We start from the raw sequence: 16770 nt of genomic DNA on the forward strand, positions 1-16770 counted from the left end.
GTGTGCGGGGGCTACGCCAGCCCCCGCCGGGCCACCGCGGGCGGGCGGTGCCCCGCGATCGACGCCACCATGTCCAGCACCTGACGGGTCTCCGCGACCTCGTGCACCCGGTACACCTGTGCCCCGAGCCACGCGGAGACCGCGGTGGTGGCCAGCGTGCCCACCACCCGCTCCTTCACCGGCTTGTCCAGCGTCTCGCCCACGAAGTCCTTGTTGGACAGCGAGACGAGCACGGGCCACCCCCTGTCGACCATCTCGCCCAGCCGCCGCGTCGCCTCCAGGCTGTGCCGCGTGTTCTTCCCGAAGTCGTGCCCGGGATCGATCAGCACGGACTCCCGCGGCACTCCCAACGCCACCGCCCGCTCCGCGAGCTTCAGCGTCACCCGCAGGATGTCCGCCATGACGTCGTCGTACGTCACCCGGTGCGGCCGCGTGCGGGGCTGCGCGCCCCCCGCGTGCGTGCACACCAGCCCCACCCCGTGGCGCGCCGCCACCTCCGCGAGCCCCGGGTCCACCCCGCCCCACGCGTCGTTCAGCAGGTCCGCCCCCGCCTCGCACACGGCCTCGCCGACCTCGGCGCGCCAGGTGTCGACGCTGATCACGACGTCCGGGAAGCGCCGCCGCACCTCCGCCACGAACCCGACGGTCCGCCGCGCCTCCTCCTCGGCGGTCACCTCCTCGCCCGGCCCGGCCTTCACGCCCCCGATGTCGACGATGGCGGCCCCCTCGGCCACCGCGTGCTCCACGCGCGCGAGGGCGGGCTCGTCGAGGAACGTCGCCCCCTGGTCGTAGAAGGAGTCCGGCGTCCGGTTCACGATCGCCATGATCACCGGCTCGTGCGCCCCGAACTCACGCCCGCCCAGCCTGAGCATCCGCTGTGACCTCTCGTAGTACGACCTGGGTGTCCTGGCCTTTCGGCCGTCTGCGACCCTAACTGTCAGACTCGCATGGCACGATCGGACCCTGACACACGAGGCTTCGTCGAGCTTCCTGACACCGAGCGTGGGGACCACCGCGATGGTTATGTTCTTGTTCCTGGTCGTCGCTCTCGCCGTCGTGGTCGCCGCGGTCACCCTGGCCGTGGTGGGCGGCGGCGAGGGCGAGGGTCCGTTGCCCGAGGTGGCCCCGGACCGGCTGCGGGACCCACTGCCGCTGGACCGCCCGGTGGGCCGGGCGGACATCGACGCACTCCGCTTCCCCCTCGCCGCCCGCGGCTACCGCATGGCGGACGTCGACGACGCCCTCAACCGGCTCGCCGCCGAACTCTCCGAGCGCGACGCCCGCATCGCCGACCTGGAGTCGGCCCTGGCGGGCGCCCGGGCGGCGGCCCACGCCCCGCACGTCTCCATGGAGAAGCCGGCCGACGGCCAGGGGGAGCAGCGGTGACCGACGGCGCCGCCATCGCCGGCCCGGACGGCGCGCTGCGCTGCCCCTGGGCCCTGTCCACCGAGGACTACGTGGCCTACCACGACGAGGAGTGGGGCCGCCCGGTCCACGGCGACGACGCCCTCTTCGAACGCCTCAGCCTGGAGGCCTTCCAGTCCGGCCTGTCCTGGATCACCATCCTGCGCCGCCGCCCCGGCTTCCGCGCCGCCTTCGCCGACTTCAGGATCGGCAAGGTCGCCGCCTTCACCGAGTCCGACCGCGCCCGGCTGCTCACCGACCCCGGCATCATCCGCAACGCCGCGAAGATCGACGCGACCCTGTCGAACGCGCGGGTGCTTGCCGAGTGGGCGCCGGGCGACCTGGACGACCTCATCTGGTCCCACGCCCCCGAGCCCGGACCGGCACCGAGGACGCTCGCGGACGTCCAGGCCGTCACCCCGGAGTCGACGGCCCTGTCCAAGGCCCTGAAGAAGAAGGGCCTGCGCTTCGTGGGCCCGACCACGGCGTACGCCCTGATGCAGGCGTGCGGCCTGGTCGACGACCACTTGGAGGCGTGCGTCGCACGCCTCGCGTGACGGCGCCGGCCGGGCTCAGCGGCCCAGGTACTTCGGCTTCTCCTTGTTGACGAACGCCTGCACCGCGATGACGTGGTCCTCGGACGACCCGGCCCGGGTCTGCAGCTCGTCCTCCTTCTCCAGGCTCTCCTGGAGGGAGTGGGACAGCGCGTAGGCCAGGGACTCCTTGATCGCCCCGTACGCCACCGTCGGCCCCTCGGCCAGGGCCCGCGCCGCCTTCTCGGTCTCGGCGCGGAACTCGCCGGCCGGCACCAGACGGTTCACGATCCCGAGGTCGTGCGCCTCCTGCGCGGTGATGCTGCGCGGGAAGAGCAGCAGGTCGGCGGCGCGGCCGGGCCCGACGACCCGCGGCAGCGTCCAGGAGATCCCGGAGTCGGCGGTCAGCGCCACCCCGGCGAAGGACGTGTTGAAGGCGGCGGTGTCGGCGACGACCCGGTAGTCCGCGGCGAGCGCCAGCCCGAAGCCCGCTCCCGCGGCGACGCCGTTGACGCCCGCCACCACCGGCTTCGGCATCTCCACCAGGGCCCGCACGATCGGGTTGTAGTGCTCCTTGACCGTGCTCATCGTGTGAGACGATCCCGTCTCCCGGTCCGACGCCAGCAGCCCGATGTGCTCCTTGAGGTCCTGTCCGACGCAGAACGCCCGCTCTCCGGCGGCGGTCAGCAGCACCGCCCGTACGGCGTCGTCACCGGCCGCCTCCCGGACCGCCTCCCGCAGCGCGACCTTCGTCGCGATGTTCAGCGCGTTCATCGCCTCGGGGCGGTTCAGCGTGATCGTCGCGAGTCCGGCGCTCACCTCGTAGAGCACGGTGTCGGCCATGGTGTGTCCCCTCCGCAGTCGCGGCTGCGGGCGTACCGGCCGGTACGCCCTTGTCCACAGGACAGCATGGCGGAGATCACCGCCGCACGACCGGAACGGACGTGTGACCTGCGTCAAAGAATTCTGCTGGGTTTTTGGGCGACGGATACCCGCGGGGTCGCGCAGTATCGCAGTCACATCGCCGAATTGGGTGGTTTTGCTCGCGCGCGTTGCCCAAGCGATGCCGACCGATGTTGGTCATCGGGTCCTGAGATGCGGGATAATGGCTTGGAAGCAATGTGTTCGATGCCGGTGTCGCGTGTCCAAGTCCCACGCCTGGACCGCGCGTGCCCTCCAGGGCCGTCGGCTTTGACGATGAGCTGGTTTCAGGAAGGGGAACGAGCATGGCGGCCATGAAGCCGCGAACGGGTGATGGCCCGCTCGAGGTGACCAAGGAGGGGCGGGGCATCGTCATGCGCGTTCCGCTCGAAGGCGGCGGTCGGCTCGTCGTCGAGCTGACCCCTGACGAGGCCGACGCGCTCGGCGACGCCCTCAAGAAGGTCGTCGGCTGACGCGGAAGCGACGATACCCTTTCAGCTGCCCCGGCATCCAAACGATGCCGGGGTTGCTGTTTTCCCGGGGATGCGTACGTTCCCCACGTGCCGTCGCGCGGCAGGTCAGCGCTTGACCGCGCACAGCAGGCCGTCGCCCACCGGGATCAGCGACGGCACCAGTTCCTGGCTCTCGCGCACCGCCCGAAGCAGTTCCCGCAGCCGCAGCACCTCGGTCGGCTGCGGGCCCGAGTCGACCGTGCGTCCGTTGGCGAAGACGCCCTCGAAGACCACCAGACCGCCCGGACGGAGCAGGCGCAACGATTCAGCGAGGTAGTCCATGACCTCCTGCCGGTCGCCGTCGCAGAAGACGAGGTCGTAGCCGGCGTCCGCGAGGCGGGGCAGGACGTCCAGGGCGCGGCCCGGGATGAAGCGGGCGCGGTTGCTGGCGAACCCGGAGGCACGGAAGGCCTGACGGGCGAACTGCTGGTGCTCGGGCTCCGGATCGACCGTGGTCAGCACGCCGTCCGGGCGCATGCCGTGCAGGAGGTGGATACCGGAGACGCCGGTGCCGGTGCCGATCTCGGCCACCGCCTTGGCGTCCACCGAGGCCGCCAGCAACCGCAGCGCGGCGCCCGTGCCGGGCGACACCGAGCGCAGCCCCGCCTCGCGGGCCCGGTCCCGGGCCCAGCGCAGGACTTCGTCCTCGGCGACGTAGGCGTCGGCGAACGCCCAGCTCGTCTGCCGGTTGCCGGTAATGACCCTCTCCTGTCCCCGTGGTTGCCTCGGCGTGACTGTATCCGTTGGGCCCGGGAACCCGCTGATGGGACCGGGCGTTTAGAAGGGTGTGGACGACCGCGGGGGGACACAGTTGGATCACGACGACGGACGGGCGGCCGAGCAGCTGCGGACGCAGCGGGCCGAGCCGTATCAGCCCAGATCAAATTCTCGTAAAACCGCTTATCCGGTCCTAACGGGCGAGGTGGCTATGGTAGGGGCTCCACTGGACACCACCAGAGATGACAGGGGAGGTGCGGCCGCGCCCAACGGGGATCGGGGTGGAGTGCTGCGGCGCTTCCTCGGATCAGCGGGCAGGCCGAAATCCGTGAACGACACCGCTGCTGACCCCAGCCACGCCGCTGACCACGCCCAGACCGCGACGTTCTCCACCGACGCGGACGGGCAGGCGTGGACTCCGCCCACCTGGGAGGAGATCGTCAGCATGCACAGCGGCCGGGTGTACCGGCTGGCCTACCGCCTGACCGGCAACCAGCACGACGCCGAGGACCTCACCCAGGAGGTCTTCGTCCGTGTCTTCCGCTCCCTGTCGACGTACACGCCGGGCACCTTCGAGGGCTGGCTGCACCGCATCACCACCAACCTCTTCCTGGACATGGTCCGCCGCAAGCAGCGCATTCGCTTCGACGCGCTCGGCGAGGACGCGGCCGAGCGGCTGCCCAGCCGCGAGCCCAACCCCCAGCAGATCTTCAACGACGCCCACTTCGACGCGGACGTCCAGCAGGCCCTCGACACCCTCGCGCCCGAGTTCCGCGCCGCGGTCGTCCTGTGCGACATCGAAGGACTGTCGTACGAGGAGATCGCCGCGACCCTGGGCGTCAAGCTCGGCACGGTCCGCTCCCGGATCCACCGCGGCCGCTCTCAGCTGCGCAAGGCCCTCGCGCACCGGTCACCCGAGGCCCGGGCGGCCGAGCGCCGCTCCTTCGTGCCCCGGGTGGCCGCTCTGGGGGGAGGGGGCGCGACCGCGTGAGTGGATCACGACCCAACCCGGCGGAACGCCGCCTGGCCGAACAGCATCTGGGAGACCGGCTCTCCGCCCTGGTGGACGGAGAGCTCGGACATGAGACGCGCGAGCGGGTCCTCGCCCACCTGGCCACCTGCGCCAGGTGCAAGGCGGAGGCGGACGCGCAGCGCCGACTGAAGAACGTCTTCGCGGAGGCGGCCCCGCCACCCCCGTCCGAGAGTTTCCTGGCCCGACTCCAGGGACTTCCCGCGGGAGGTGACCCGGACGGCGGTGGCACGCCGTTCGACGGGGGTGGATTCGCCGGACTGCCAGGACGCCTCCCGGGCGCAGCGACGACCGGGGTCTTCGGCCTGAAGCGCGGCGACCGCTTCGCGTTCGACTACGTCCCCTCGGGGCCGGGGTCGCACACGGCTCCCGCCCTGCCCGCCTCCGGTCCGCGCGACGCCGGCCGGGGATTCCGCATCCACGACGTCAGCCGTCACGAGAACGACCGTCCGTCCTCGCGCGGTATGCGGTTCGCGTTCGTCGCCGCCGGCGCGGTGTCGCTCGCCGCGATCGCGCTGGGCGGGGTCACGACCGGCACACCGACCGTCACCGCCGCGGACGCGCGCGGCGGAACGGGCGCCGGCAGCAACGTGACGCCGGCGCGCACGCAGGGCTCGGGAGCCGCGTCGGCCCCCGAGCAGCGGCGCAGGAACGTCGGCCCGCTCCTCGCCCAGCAGGGCCGGACCTCACTCGGTGACACCCCGGTGGCGCCCACCGAGGCGTCCGCGCCGCTGCTGTCGGGAGTGCCGCGTCCCGCGGGCGCCGAGCAGCAGACACTGCACACGCTGACCGCCCCCGTGGTGGCCGGCGCGGCCGTGATGTCCCCGCTGATACGTCCGCTCACCGTGTCCACACCGCTCACCCTGACCTCGTGGTCGACCGTCCCCGAGGTGACCCGTCCCGGCGTCCTCACCGCGCCCGTCCCCGGCCCGGACTCTCCTCCCTCCCCGTCCGCCTCCTCCCGCTGACCCGGCTCCGCGAACCTGGTTGAATCCGGGGTGGGCCGTGCCCACGGCGGGCAGCCGGGCGCGGAGTCGACGAACCGCGGCCACCGTGAGGTCCGTGCCGCGGTGAGCTGTGGGGAGAGCATGGACGAGGGGAAGCCGACGAAGCCGAAGTGGTGGAACCGCACGGGCCGTCAGGCCGCTGCCGACACCGACGGCGACTTCGAACTCCAGCGGCCGGCGGTGCCGGGGGCCGACGGCGACTTCGAGCTGCAGCGCCCCCGGGAAACGGCTGCCGCCGAAGGGGAAGGATCTGACGCGTCCGGCGTACGGGGCGACGTCGATACGGCCCGGCCCGCCGAGACACCGACGGACGGCCAGGCCCCGGAGGCACCGGCTCCCACGGCGCACCCCGCTCCGGCGACGGCCCCGGCGGCCGACTCCGCTCACGCGGCGACCGCCGCCCCAGCCCCGCCGCTGGAGCTGCGCAAGCCGCTGCACGACCCCGACCCCTACAGCACCCCGCCGTACGGCGAGCCCGGCCCCTGGGCCCCCGCCCCACCGGTCCAACACCCGGCGACCCCGGTGCCTCATGGGACAGCGCCCCACGGCGCGGCGCCCCACGGCGCGGCCACACCGGCCCACGGCCCGACGACTCCGGCGCCGCACGGCACGGCGGCCCCGACGCCCCACAGCGCGGCCACGGTCACACCGGCCCACGACACGGCGGCCCCGGCGCCCCACGGCACGACGACTCCGGCGCCGCATAGCGCGGCGGCCCCGGCGCCCCACGGCGCGGCCACACCGGCCCACGGCACGGCGGCCCCGGCCCCGCATGGCACGGCGACCCCCGCACCTCTAGGCCCGGCGACCCCTGCCGCAGCCTCGCCGCTCCAGCACCCGGCGGCCGTACCGCCGCACGGCACGACGACCCCGCCGCCGCACGGCGCGACGACCCCGCTGCCGCACGGCGCGACCACCCCGCCGCCCCCCGGCACGGCGGCCTCCGCGCCCCTGCCGGATCCCGGTGCGCAGCCGGTCCCGGCGGGGCCGCCTGGGGCGGACGCCGTCCAGCAAGGGCCGCCCAGCATGGCCCAGGTGCCGTCGGCCGACCCCTGGCGGAACTACGACCCGTGGGCGCAGGCCCCCACGCCCGGTCCCCTCCAGCAGTCCGGTGCGTCGCGCGGCGGCCGGCCGCCGCGGCGCGGGCGGAGGGTCCTGGTGCTCGGGGCCCTGGTGCTCGCCCTCGTGGCCGGAAGCGTCGGCGGGGTCATCGGGGCGTATCTGGAGCGGAACGGCGGCGTGGGCGCCGTAGAGCTGCCGCAGGCCGGGAAGGAGCCCGCCGGGCGGGCGCCGGACAGCGTGGCCGGGATCGCCGCGCGGGCGCTGCCCAGCGTGGTGACCCTGCATGTGACCGGCGCCGAGGAATCCGGTACCGGAACCGGCTTCGTGCTGGACGGCCTCGGGCACATCCTCACCAACAACCACGTCGTCGAGCCCGCCGGATCCGGCGGGCGGATAACCGTCACCTTCAACAGCGGCGAGACCGCCAAGGCCACCGTCGTGGGCCGGGACAGCGGATACGACCTCGCCGTCGTCAAGGTGAGCGGGGTGAGCGGCCTGAAGCCCATGCCCCTCGGCAACTCCGACAACGTCCAGGTCGGCGACCCCGTCGTCGCCATCGGCGCCCCCTTCGACCTGGCGGGCACGGTCACGTCCGGCATCATCAGCGCCAAGGAGCGGCCCATCACGGCCGGCGGCGACAGTGCCGACGGGACCGACGTGTCCTACGTCGACGCCCTGCAGACCGACGCGCCGATCAACCCCGGCAACTCCGGCGGCCCCCTCCTCGACTCGCAGGGCCCGGGTCATCGGCATCAACTCCGCCATCCGCTCCGCCGACGACGGCTCGGACTCCGGCAGCGGGCAGGCCGGTTCGATCGGCCTCGGGTTCGCCATCCCCGTCAACCAGGCCAAGCGTGTCGCCGAGGAGCTCATCAACACCGGCCACGCCACCCACCCGGTCATCGGCGTGACCCTCGACATGAGCTACACCGGCGACGGCGCCCGCGTCGGCACGAAGGCCTCCGGCGGCGGCTCCGCCGTCACCGCGGGCGGCCCCGGCGACAAGGCGGGCATCGAGCCCGGCGACGTCATCACCGCCGTCGACGGCCAGCCCGTCCACTCCGGCGAGGAACTGATCGTCAAGACCCGCGCCCACCGCCCCGGCGACCGCCTGGAGGTGACCCTGCGGCGGGACGGCAAGGAGAAGAGGATCTTCCTGGTGCTCGGCTCCTCCGGCAGCGGCTGATCTGACACGAACCTCACAGGCGCGCCCCGCAACCTGCGCCCACAAGGCAAACAACCCCCAAAACCGCACACGCGGCCACATTCCAAGGCCCCGGGACGGTACCGGTCGTACAGGATGGCCGGGTACCGTGGACCCGGCCCGGACCACGGAAGACCGCACAGACCGCGAGGGCCGAGGACCGAGGACATCGCTAGGAGCTTCAGGTGTTCAATGACGTAGGACCGCTCGAGCTGGTCACGCTCGTTGTCCTTGCCGTGCTCGTCTTCGGTCCGGACAAGCTCCCGAAGGTCATCCAGGACGTCATGCGGACCATCCGCAAGATCCGGGAGTTCTCGGAGAGCGCCAAGCAGGACATCCGGTCCGAACTCGGCCCCGAGTTCAAGGACTTCGAGTTCGAGGACCTCAACCCCAAGACGTTCATCCGCAAGCAGCTGGACAACGACGACCTGGGGCTCAAGGAGATCCGCAACGGCTTCGACCTGAAGAAGGAGATGGCCGAGGTCACCGAGGCGGTGCAGACCTACGACGCCGACTCCGCCCCGTCGGCCGCGAACGGTTCTGCCGGCCCTGTCGGCGGTCGCGTCGACATGACGAAGAAGCCCGAGGAAGACGGCCGTCCGCCCTTCGACGCGGACGCCACCTGAGCCGTACGGCTGAGGGCCCGGAAGCCGTCGTACGTGACGCGTTTCATACTCGGTGCCGCCCTCGCACGGCCTGAACCGACCCCCCTCGCCGCCCCACGCGGCGGGCGGTTTCCCGGCTGTCCGGAGCGGGGTGGCTATGCTGCCGAGTTGTTGTGCGGACCGGACGAGTCAGCCCGAAGGGGGGCGGGCCGCTCCGGTCCGACGAGAGCGAGGAGGCGTCCGGGCACATGGAGACGACGAGTCAGGCAGTCGCGCAGGCGCCGGCCGCGGAGGGCGGACAACACGTCCCCTCCGCCCGGCGCACGGTCGACGGCTACCTGCAGGCGCCCTTCCCGTGGTACGGCCTCGACGAGGCGTTCACGGGACCGCGCTGGCTGATGCAGGTCGGTACGGCGGCCGACGGAGCCGTCGAGCACGGGTCGATCGGGCACGGCGACGAGCCCTCGGTCAAGAACGAGGTGGGCAGCACCGGTGAGCCGCGGGAGAAGTTCGCGGTCGTCGTGACGGTCGCCGCGAACCCCTCCCGCAGGAGCGCCGACGGCACCGGCCTGCTGGAGGCCACGTCGGTCTCCTCCGCGGCGTGGCTGGCGGGGGTGGGACTGCTGTCGTTCACCTGGCCCGGCCAGATGGACCACACCCTGCGGGACGACTGGCTGGAGCAGCAGACCGAGACGGCCTGGGCGCTGGCCGACGACCTGGAGGGCCCCGAGTGGTCGACGCTCTCCCTGCCGGTGGACGGCGTGCCCACGCCCTTCCACTACCGCGAGTCGGAGTTCGGCTGGGTGCTCGCCGGCTCCACGCAGGAAGGCGTGCACGTGGGCGCCTACGGCAGGGGCATGAGTGCGTACGGGCTCGGCTTCGCCATGATCAAGGACATCGGCTCGTACGCGTGACGTGCCGGTCGGGGGACTGCGGGCCGTGAGTGGCTGGCCGCGCAGTTCCCCGCGCCCCGAGGGCGACGATCTAGAACTTGTTCTTCGGGGTGATCCCCAGGGACATCCCCGAAAGACCCCGCTGCCGGCCGCCCAGCTTGCCCGCGATGCCGCGCAGGGCCGCGCCCGCCGGGCTGTCGGGGTCGGTCAGGACCACCGGCTTGCCCTCGTCGCCGCCCTCGCGCAGCCGGACGTCGATCGGGATGCTGCCCAGCACCGGGACCGTCGCGCCCGTCGTGCGGGTCAGGCCGTCGGCGACCGACTGGCCGCCGCCCGTGCCGAAGACGTCGACCATCTCGCCGCAGTGCGGGCAGGGCAGGCCGGACATGTTCTCGACCACGCCGACGATCTTCTGGTGGGTCTGCACGGCGATGGAGCCCGCCCGCTCGGCCACCTCGGCGGCCGCCTGCTGCGGGGTCGTCACGACCAGGATCTCGGCGTTCGGGACCAGCTGCGCCACCGAGATCGCGATGTCGCCGGTGCCCGGGGGCAGGTCCAGCAGCAGGACGTCCAGGTCGCCCCAGTAGACGTCCGCGAGGAACTGCTGCAACGCGCGGTGCAGCATCGGGCCGCGCCACACGACCGGCGCGTTGCCCGGGGTGAACATGCCGATGGAGATGACCTTCACGCCGTTCGCCGACGGCGGCATGATCATGTTCTCGACCTGGGTGGGACGGCCGTCGGCGCCCAGCATGCGCGGCACGCTGTGGCCGTAGATGTCGGCGTCCACGACACCGACCTTCAGGCCGTCCGCCGCCATCGCCGCCGCCAGGTTCACCGTCACCGACGACTTGCCGACGCCGCCCTTGCCGGAGGCGACCGCGTACACGCGGGTGAGCGAGCCCGGCTTGGCGAAGGGGACCTCGCGCTCGGCCTGGCCGCCGCGCAGGGCGTTGGCCAGCTCCTTGCGCTGTTCGTCGCTCATCACGTCGAGCACGACGTCGACACGGCTGACGCCCTCCACCCGGGAGACCGCCTCGGTCACGCGCTGGGTGATCGTCTCGCGCATCGGGCAGCCGGAGACCGTCAGGTACACGGTGACCGCGACCGCGCCGTCTGCCCCGATCTCCACCGATTTGACCATCCCGAGCTCGGTGATGGGGCGGTTGATCTCGGGGTCGTTCACCGTCGCCAGTGCCTCGCGCACCGCGTCTTCGCTAGCCATAGGAACGATGGTACGGCTCGGTGGCCGGGCCCGGGTAAGCCCGTCACCGGTCGTCTACGTCACGTGCCCGCGGCCGTTCTGCCGGGAATACGGCATGTTCGTGATGCCCGTCCTTGCGGCCGTCCAGCTCCTTCATCAGATCTTGCAGCTCGGAGCGCATCCAGTCGCGGGTGGCGACCTCGCCGAGGCCGATGCGCAGGGCGGCGATCTCCCGGGTCAGGTACTCGGTGTCGGCGATGGAACGCTCGTTCTGCTTGCGGTCCTGCTCCAGGTTGACCCGGTCGCGGTCGTCCTGCCGGTTCTGCGCGAGCAGGATCAGCGGGGCGGCGTAGGAGGCCTGCAGGGACAGCATCAGGGTCAGGAAGATGAACGGGTAGTTGTCGAAGCGCAGGTCCTTCGGCGCGAACACGTTCCACGCCACCCACATGATGATGACGACCGTCATCCAGACGATGAACCGCCCGGTGCCCAGGAAGCGCGCGATGCGCTCCGACAGCCGCCCGAAGGCCTCCGGGTCCCACTCGGGCACCAGCCGCCGGCGCGGCGGACGCGGCTGGTCCAGCCGGGGTCGCGGCCGTGTGCTCGCCGTCGCGCCCGCCGGGGTCCGCTCACGTGTGCTCTCGCGCTCAGGAGCCATGCGCGCTCACCCCCTCGGTGTCCTCGTCGTCCAGGTGGAACTCCGTCTCCCGCCAGTCCTCGGGCAGCATGTGGTCGAGGACGTCGTCCACGGTCACCGCGCCCAGCAGCGACCCGGACTCGTCCACCACGGGCGCCGCGACCATGTCGTACGTCGCGAAGAACCCGGCGACGACCTGCAGCGGATCGTCCGGGTCCAGCGGCTGCAGGTCGTCGTCGATGATCGAGCTGACCAGGGTGTACGGCGGGTCGCGCAGCAGGCGCTGGAAGTGGACCGTGCCCAGGTACTTGCCGGTGGGGGTCTCGTCCGGCGGGCGGCAGACGTAGACCTGGGCGGCGAGGGCGGGGGAGAGGTCGGCGTTGCGCACCCGGGCCAGGGCGTCGGCGACGGTGGCGTCCGGCCGCAGCACGATCGGCTCGGTGGTCATCAGACCGCCCGCCGTGTGCTCCTCGTACGCCATCAGGCGCCGCATGTCGGCCGCGTCGGCGGGCTGCATCAGGCTCAGCAGCCGCTCCTGGTCGTCCTCCGGCAGTTCGCCGAGCAGGTCGGCCGCGTCGTCGGGGTCCATGGCCTCCAGGACGTCCGCCGCCCGCTCCTCCTTCAGCTTGCCGAGGATCTCGATCTGGTCGTCCTCCGGGAGCTCCTCGAGGACGTCGGCCAGGCGGTCGTCGTCGAGGGCGGCGGCGACCTCCGCGCGCCGCTTGGCGGACAGGTGGTGCAAGACGTTCGCGAGGTCGGCCGGGCGCAGCTGCTCGAAGGTGGCCAGGAGGCTCTCGGCGCCCTGTCCGTGCTCCTCCAGGGAGAAGCCGGTCACCGCGGACCACTCCACGGTCAGCGTCTCGCCCTTGGCCCGCCGGAAGGCGCTGCCCTTCCTGCCCTTGCGGACGAAGACGCGGTCGACCTCCCAGTCGCGGCGGGCTGCGAGGTGATGCACCGACAGATCGAGGACGGTGACCTCCTCGCCGGTCTCCACGAGCGTCACCCGCCGGTCCAGGAGCTCGCCGAACGCGAGGCGCTCGGTGGGCCGTTGCTCGAAGCGGCGGACGTTGAGCACACCGGTGGTGATGACCTGTCCGGACTCGATGCCGGTCACCCGGGTCATCGGCAGGAAGATGCGGCGCCGGGTGGACAGTTCGACGACCAGCCCGAGCACGCGCGGGGGCCGCCGCCCGACGCGCAGCATGACGACCAGATCGCGCACGCGGCCCACCTGGTCGCCGCTGGGATCGAAGACGGCGACACCGGAGAGGTGCGAGACGAAGATCCGGGGGGCGCCCGCTGCCATGGCCGCGCCTCCTTTTCTGACAAGTTCGCTACGGGTGTTTCGGCTTGTGTTCCTTTTCCGCTTTGCCCACTCCGGTGGGCTTCAGGCTAGCCCGTCACGATCGCGGCCGCCCTGGTGGGAGGTCCGGACGGACTCCCTCCGCCCGGGCCGGCAGGCCCCCGGTACGCTGCCGTACGCCGCTCACGTCCCGCGACCGGAAGGCAGCCCCACCTGTGTCTGTGATCCCCCAGGACCGTATCCGCCGGACCACGCTGCTGGGTGTGATGTGCGCCCTGGTCGTGACGGGCACGGGGTTCCTCACGGGATGCAGCGAGGACCCCGACGCCGGCACCAACGGGGTCGGCAAGCTGTCGGCCGCGCAGATCCAGTCGCGGACCCGGGCGGCCGCCGAGTCGGCCCGGACGGTACGGCTCGCGGGAACCGTGGTCACCAACGGGCGCACGTACACCCTCGACATGCGGCTGAAGGCGGACGGCGGCACCGGCTCGGTGACCTCCAAGGGCGTCGCCTTCGGCCTGCTGCGCATCGGCGGGAAGCTGTACCTCAAGGCCGGCGCGGGCTTCTGGAACCACGCCGACGGCGGCACGGCCGCCACGAGTGCGGGCAAGCTCGACGGCAAGTACGTGAAGGTGCCCCAGGGCGACCCCTCGTACAAGCGGTTCAGCGGCTTCACGGACAAGGACGTCCTCCTCGAAGGCCTGTTGACCCTGCACGGGTCCCTCGCGACCGACGGTCATCACGAGCAGTCGGGTACCCGCACCATCCGGATCACCGGTGACAAGGGCTCAGGCGGCACCCTCGACGTCTCCCTGGAGGGCAAGCCGTACCCGCTGCGCCTGCAACGCGCGGGCGGCGCGGGCACGCTGACCTTCTCCGCCTGGGACAAGGACTTCGCGCTCAGCGAGCCGGACAGAAGCGAGACGGTGGACTACGGCAAACAGCTGCCGACGTCCTGAAACGGCTAGCGCCCGCGTTTCTTCTTGAAGAGCAGTCGGGGGAGGCCCGCCGGGACCGGTCGGCGTGTGGTGGCCGGGGTCGGCAGGGGCGCCTCGGCCAGAGAGCCGTCCGGCAGGGGCGTCGGCGTCCCCGCCGGTTCCAGGCGCAGCACCCGGCACTCGCGCGCCCACCGCTCCGGCATCGCCTCTCCGTCGGGCGCGTTGAGACGCTTGCCCTTCAGTTCGGCGACCGCGGCCTGCCACGCCTCGGACCCGGACGCGAGCTCCACGACCGTCGCCGGCCACGTCACCAGCCGGCCGCCCTTGTCCTTGCTGCGCACGGTCACCTCGGCCGGGCCGCCGTCGGCCAGCCCGGACAGCGGCTGCTCACCGGGACCGTCGCCGACCACGCAGGCGGCACCCTCGTGCCACACGTGCCACAGCGCACGGGCCGGCACCCCGGCACCCCGGACCCAGATGAGGCCGGACTTCTTCGTGGCCTCCTCGACGAGGGCCTGGTCGAGCAGCTCGCTTGTCATGGGCTCAGCCTATCCAGGCCGTCTCACAGCCAGCCGTTCCGCTTCAGGCTGCGGTGGATGCCCACACACAGGGCCACCGTGACGCACAGGACCGTCGGGTAGCCGTAGTGCCAGTGCAGTTCCGGCATGGAGTCGAAGTTCATGCCGTACACCCCGGTCACCATCGTCGGGACGGCGATGATGGCCGCCCACGCGGTGATCTTCCGCATGTCCTCGTTCTGCGCGACCGACGCCTGGGCGAGGTTGGCCTGGAGGATGGAGTTCAGCAGCTCGTCGAAGCTGAAGACCTGCTCCTGGACGCGCGCCAGGTGGTCGGCGACGTCCCGGAAGTACTTCTGGATGTCGGGGTCGATCAGCCGCATGGGCCGCTCGCTCAGCAGCTGCATCGGCCGCAGCAGCGGCGACACCGCCCGCTTGAACTCCAGCACCTCGCGCTTGAGCTGGTAGATCCGCGCCGAGTCGACACCGCGCGCGACACCGCCGCGGCCCGGCGAGAAGACCTCGGTCTCCACCTCGTCGATGTCGTCCTGCATGGCGTCCGCCACCGCGAGATAGCCGTCGACGACGTGGTCGGCGATCGCGTGCAGCACCGCCGAGGGGCCCTTGGCGAGCAGCTCCGGGTCGTCCTGGAGGCGGTGGCGCAGCGCGCGCAGCGAGCCCTGGCCGCCGTGCCGGACGGTGATGAAGAAGTCCCTCCCGGTGAAGCACATCACCTCACCGGTCTCCACGATCTCGCTGTTGGCGGTGAGCTCGTCGTGCTCGACGTAGTGGATGGTCTTGAAGACGGTGAACAGGGAGTCGTCGTAGCGCTCCAGCTTGGGCCGCTGGTGGGCCTGGACGGCGTCCTCCACGGCCAGCGGGTGCAGCCCGAACTCGCTCGCGATGCCGGAGAATTCGGACTCCGTCGGCTCGTGCAGCCCGATCCACACGAAGCCCCCGTCGCGGCGCACCGAGCGCATCGCCTCGTGCGGGGTCATCGGCTGCGGGGTCTGCACCCGGGCGCCGTCGCGGTAGACGGCGCAGTCGACGACGGCCGAGGGGGTCGCCGGGTCACGGGTGGTGTCGTAGCCGCCGTTGTCCAGGTGCAGCGCGCTCTTGCGCAGCGAGGGGCGGGTCGGGCGGACCGCGGCGCGGAGGTCACGGATCATCGACATGGCTGGCTCCTTCGTGGCAGGCAACGAAAGGGCGCCGTCGACGGATGGAACTGCCCGGAATGAGGACGTCCTGGGCCGTGGGTGTTTGGCACGTCCACAAAGCGGGGAGCACCGCACCGTCGCGGTGGCGGGTTTCGCTGCTGATTCAGATCGGACAGATCAGGCAAGGCGAGACGAAGTGCTCTTCCGCGTGAGGACGCAGACCTGAAAGGAGGCGGTCAGCCAGAGCCGGACCAGCTACATCAGCGGCGGGAAGAGCGAGTGGTACTGCACGGGTGACTTCGATCCATGACAGCCCCACCTCCTCCGGCCGGTCCCTCGTAAGGGACGATCCACTCCCGCAAGGGAGTTCCACAGTGTCGGGACTCGATCGCGACTCCCCCAGTGCCTGAACGGCCTGGGCGGTACCCCTATCTGCGTGCTGCCCCGACGACCGGGCCAGAGTATCAGCCGCCCAAAGTGTCAAGGTGCTGCTTTGCCCGCTACTGACGAGTTCTATGCTCGCCGCATGGTTGATGTTCTTCCTCTGGTCGAGGCAAGGTTGCGCACCGCGCTCGGCGAACCGGACGCCCGCGCGGCGGTCACCTTCCTCGGTACGGACCGCATCGAGGTCCTCCGCTTCCACGAGGGCGACATCGTCCGCTACGCCACCCTCGGCATGTCGGCGCAGCCGATGAGCGACCCCACCGCGGTGCTCGCCGACCCGGTCAAGGGGCCGCGCGCCGAACTGGTCCTCTCGGTGCGCGCGGGTCTCGCCGACACCGACAAGGCGCTGCGCCCGCTCGCCGTCCTCGCCGCGTCCCCGCAGGTCGAGGGTGTGATCGTGGCGCCGGGGGCCTCGCTGGAGGTGGGTGAACCGCTCTGGCCCGGCGCGCCGTTCAGCTCCGTCCTGGTCGCCGAGCCCGGCGGTCTGGTCGAGGACCTCGTGCTCGACGAGCCCCTCGACCCGGTCCGCTTCCTGCCGCTGCTGCCCATGACGGCGAACGAGGCGGCCTTCAAGCGCGTGCACGGGGCCCAGGTCCTCCAGGAGCGCTGGCTGACGCACGGGACGGACCTCAGGGACCCGTCCCGGAGGTCCGTCCCGCTGGACTGACCGACGGGTGAGCA

General features: G+C 72.0%; 17 protein-coding genes and 1 pseudogene. 10 read left to right on the forward strand and 8 right to left on the reverse strand.

The features are described from left to right. Window positions 1-11: 11 nt before the first annotated feature. Entirely contained in the window at window positions 12-872 is an 861-nt protein-coding gene (folP, locus tag LN251_RS19460) for a dihydropteroate synthase (RefSeq protein ID WP_458245528.1), read from the reverse strand. Window positions 873-1017: 145 nt separating this feature from the next. Here folP and LN251_RS19465 point away from each other — a divergent pair, with 145 nt between their 5' ends. Together LN251_RS19465 and LN251_RS19470 are read left to right on the forward strand one after the other, a co-directional pair. After that, complete coding sequence (locus LN251_RS19465; protein ID WP_058928193.1) at window positions 1018-1386, forward strand: DivIVA domain-containing protein; 369 nt, start codon at window positions 1018-1020, stop codon at window positions 1384-1386. After that, a complete protein-coding gene (locus LN251_RS19470; protein WP_383677691.1) occupies window positions 1383-1961 on the forward strand; it encodes a DNA-3-methyladenine glycosylase I in 579 nt (192 codons plus the stop codon). Before LN251_RS19465 ends, LN251_RS19470 begins: the two co-directional genes overlap by 4 nt. Before the next feature lie 15 nt (window positions 1962-1976). Here LN251_RS19470 and chcB read toward each other — a convergent pair whose 3' ends face one another. Next, window positions 1977-2780, reverse strand: a complete 804-nt coding sequence (chcB, locus tag LN251_RS19475) for a 2-cyclohexenylcarbonyl CoA isomerase (RefSeq protein WP_458245529.1) — start codon at window positions 2778-2780, stop codon at window positions 1977-1979. Window positions 2781-3163: 383 nt separating this feature from the next. Between chcB and LN251_RS19480 the strand changes: the two genes are divergently transcribed. Continuing rightward, window positions 3164-3331: a DUF3117 domain-containing protein gene (locus LN251_RS19480; protein ID WP_003966491.1), complete on the forward strand. Its 168-nt coding sequence runs from the start codon at window positions 3164-3166 to the stop codon at window positions 3329-3331. 105 nt (window positions 3332-3436) lie between these two features. Here the strand turns inward: LN251_RS19480 and LN251_RS19485 are convergent, their stop codons facing one another. Further along, window positions 3437-4135, reverse strand: a complete 699-nt coding sequence (locus LN251_RS19485; protein ID WP_458246755.1) for an O-methyltransferase — start codon at window positions 4133-4135, stop codon at window positions 3437-3439. A gap of 238 nt (window positions 4136-4373) precedes the next feature. On the opposite strand from LN251_RS19485, the gene sigE reads away from it, so the two are divergent. The 5 genes and pseudogenes from sigE to LN251_RS19510 all read left to right on the forward strand — a co-directional run bounded on the left by sigE (window position 4374) and on the right by LN251_RS19510 (window position 9909). Then, window positions 4374-5078, forward strand: coding sequence for an RNA polymerase sigma factor SigE (gene sigE, locus LN251_RS19490; protein WP_351474699.1), 705 nt, complete (start codon window positions 4374-4376; stop codon window positions 5076-5078). Next, a complete protein-coding gene (locus LN251_RS19495) occupies window positions 5075-6085 on the forward strand; it encodes an anti-sigma factor family protein (protein ID WP_458245530.1) in 1011 nt (336 codons plus the stop codon). The genes sigE and LN251_RS19495 overlap by 4 nt, the downstream gene beginning before the upstream one ends. 120 nt (window positions 6086-6205) lie before the next feature. Then, window positions 6206-8372, forward strand: a pseudogene (locus LN251_RS19500) (trypsin-like peptidase domain-containing protein). A gap of 203 nt (window positions 8373-8575) precedes the next feature. Beyond that, complete coding sequence (locus tag LN251_RS19505; protein ID WP_458245531.1) at window positions 8576-9016, forward strand: sec-independent translocase; 441 nt, start codon at window positions 8576-8578, stop codon at window positions 9014-9016. A 227-nt stretch (window positions 9017-9243) separates the two neighbouring features. Further along, window positions 9244-9909 carry a hypothetical protein gene (locus tag LN251_RS19510; protein ID WP_058923399.1) on the forward strand — a complete coding sequence of 222 codons (666 nt, stop codon included), beginning with the start codon at window positions 9244-9246 and terminating at the stop codon, window positions 9907-9909. A gap of 70 nt (window positions 9910-9979) precedes the next feature. Here LN251_RS19510 and LN251_RS19515 read toward each other — a convergent pair whose 3' ends face one another. The 3 genes from LN251_RS19515 to LN251_RS19525 are packed head-to-tail and all read right to left on the reverse strand — an operon-like array spanning window position 9980 to window position 13035. Then, window positions 9980-11113 carry an Mrp/NBP35 family ATP-binding protein gene (locus LN251_RS19515; protein WP_458245532.1) on the reverse strand — a complete coding sequence of 378 codons (1134 nt, stop codon included), beginning with the start codon at window positions 11111-11113 and terminating at the stop codon, window positions 9980-9982. A 43-nt stretch (window positions 11114-11156) separates the two neighbouring features. Beyond that, entirely contained in the window at window positions 11157-11750 is a 594-nt protein-coding gene (locus tag LN251_RS19520) for a DUF1003 domain-containing protein (protein ID WP_362991655.1), read from the reverse strand. Next, the gene (locus LN251_RS19525) at window positions 11740-13035 is read right to left on the reverse strand and encodes a magnesium transporter MgtE N-terminal domain-containing protein (RefSeq protein WP_058923396.1); all 1296 of its coding nucleotides are present in this window, start codon (window positions 13033-13035) and stop codon (window positions 11740-11742) included. The genes LN251_RS19520 and LN251_RS19525 overlap by 11 nt, the downstream gene beginning before the upstream one ends. Window positions 13036-13247: 212 nt before the next feature. On the opposite strand from LN251_RS19525, the gene LN251_RS19530 reads away from it, so the two are divergent. Next, window positions 13248-13991 (forward strand): hypothetical protein, encoded by a 744-nt coding sequence (locus tag LN251_RS19530; RefSeq protein WP_458245533.1) that lies wholly within the window; start codon window positions 13248-13250, stop codon window positions 13989-13991. 5 nt (window positions 13992-13996) lie between these two features. On the opposite strand, the gene LN251_RS19535 is transcribed toward LN251_RS19530, so the two are convergent. Together LN251_RS19535 and LN251_RS19540 are read right to left on the reverse strand one after the other, a co-directional pair. Then, on the reverse strand, window positions 13997-14509 hold the full coding sequence (locus tag LN251_RS19535) for a hypothetical protein (RefSeq protein ID WP_458245534.1): 513 nt from the start codon (window positions 14507-14509) through the stop codon (window positions 13997-13999). A 23-nt stretch (window positions 14510-14532) separates the two neighbouring features. Further along, entirely contained in the window at window positions 14533-15663 is a 1131-nt protein-coding gene (locus tag LN251_RS19540) for a magnesium and cobalt transport protein CorA (RefSeq protein ID WP_383677712.1), read from the reverse strand. Between the two features lie 508 nt (window positions 15664-16171). On the opposite strand from LN251_RS19540, the gene LN251_RS19545 reads away from it, so the two are divergent. Beyond that, window positions 16172-16756 carry a suppressor of fused domain protein gene (locus LN251_RS19545; protein WP_458245535.1) on the forward strand — a complete coding sequence of 195 codons (585 nt, stop codon included), beginning with the start codon at window positions 16172-16174 and terminating at the stop codon, window positions 16754-16756. The last annotated feature ends 14 nt before the right edge of the window (window positions 16757-16770 follow it).

Source organism: Streptomyces sp. MAI_2237 (assembly GCF_054189285.1).

What these genes read in the sequence shown, in the direction of transcription:
- folP (WP_458245528.1), bottom strand. Translation starts at nt 872, where the DNA reads ATGCTCAGGCTGGGCGGGCGTGAGTTCGGGGCGCACGAGCCGGTGATC.
- LN251_RS19465 (WP_058928193.1), top strand. Translation starts at nt 1,018, where the DNA reads ATGGTTATGTTCTTGTTCCTGGTCGTCGCTCTCGCCGTCGTGGTCGCC.
- chcB (WP_458245529.1), bottom strand. Translation starts at nt 2,780, where the DNA reads ATGGCCGACACCGTGCTCTACGAGGTGAGCGCCGGACTCGCGACGATC.
- LN251_RS19480 (WP_003966491.1), top strand. Translation starts at nt 3,164, where the DNA reads ATGGCGGCCATGAAGCCGCGAACGGGTGATGGCCCGCTCGAGGTGACC.
- LN251_RS19510 (WP_058923399.1), top strand. Translation starts at nt 9,244, where the DNA reads ATGGAGACGACGAGTCAGGCAGTCGCGCAGGCGCCGGCCGCGGAGGGC.
- LN251_RS19515 (WP_458245532.1), bottom strand. Translation starts at nt 11,113, where the DNA reads ATGGCTAGCGAAGACGCGGTGCGCGAGGCACTGGCGACGGTGAACGAC.
- LN251_RS19520 (WP_362991655.1), bottom strand. Translation starts at nt 11,750, where the DNA reads ATGGCTCCTGAGCGCGAGAGCACACGTGAGCGGACCCCGGCGGGCGCG.
- LN251_RS19525 (WP_058923396.1), bottom strand. Translation starts at nt 13,035, where the DNA reads ATGGCAGCGGGCGCCCCCCGGATCTTCGTCTCGCACCTCTCCGGTGTC.
- LN251_RS19535 (WP_458245534.1), bottom strand. Translation starts at nt 14,509, where the DNA reads ATGACAAGCGAGCTGCTCGACCAGGCCCTCGTCGAGGAGGCCACGAAG.
- LN251_RS19540 (WP_383677712.1), bottom strand. Translation starts at nt 15,663, where the DNA reads ATGTCGATGATCCGTGACCTCCGCGCCGCGGTCCGCCCGACCCGCCCC.
- LN251_RS19545 (WP_458245535.1), top strand. Translation starts at nt 16,172, where the DNA reads ATGGTTGATGTTCTTCCTCTGGTCGAGGCAAGGTTGCGCACCGCGCTC.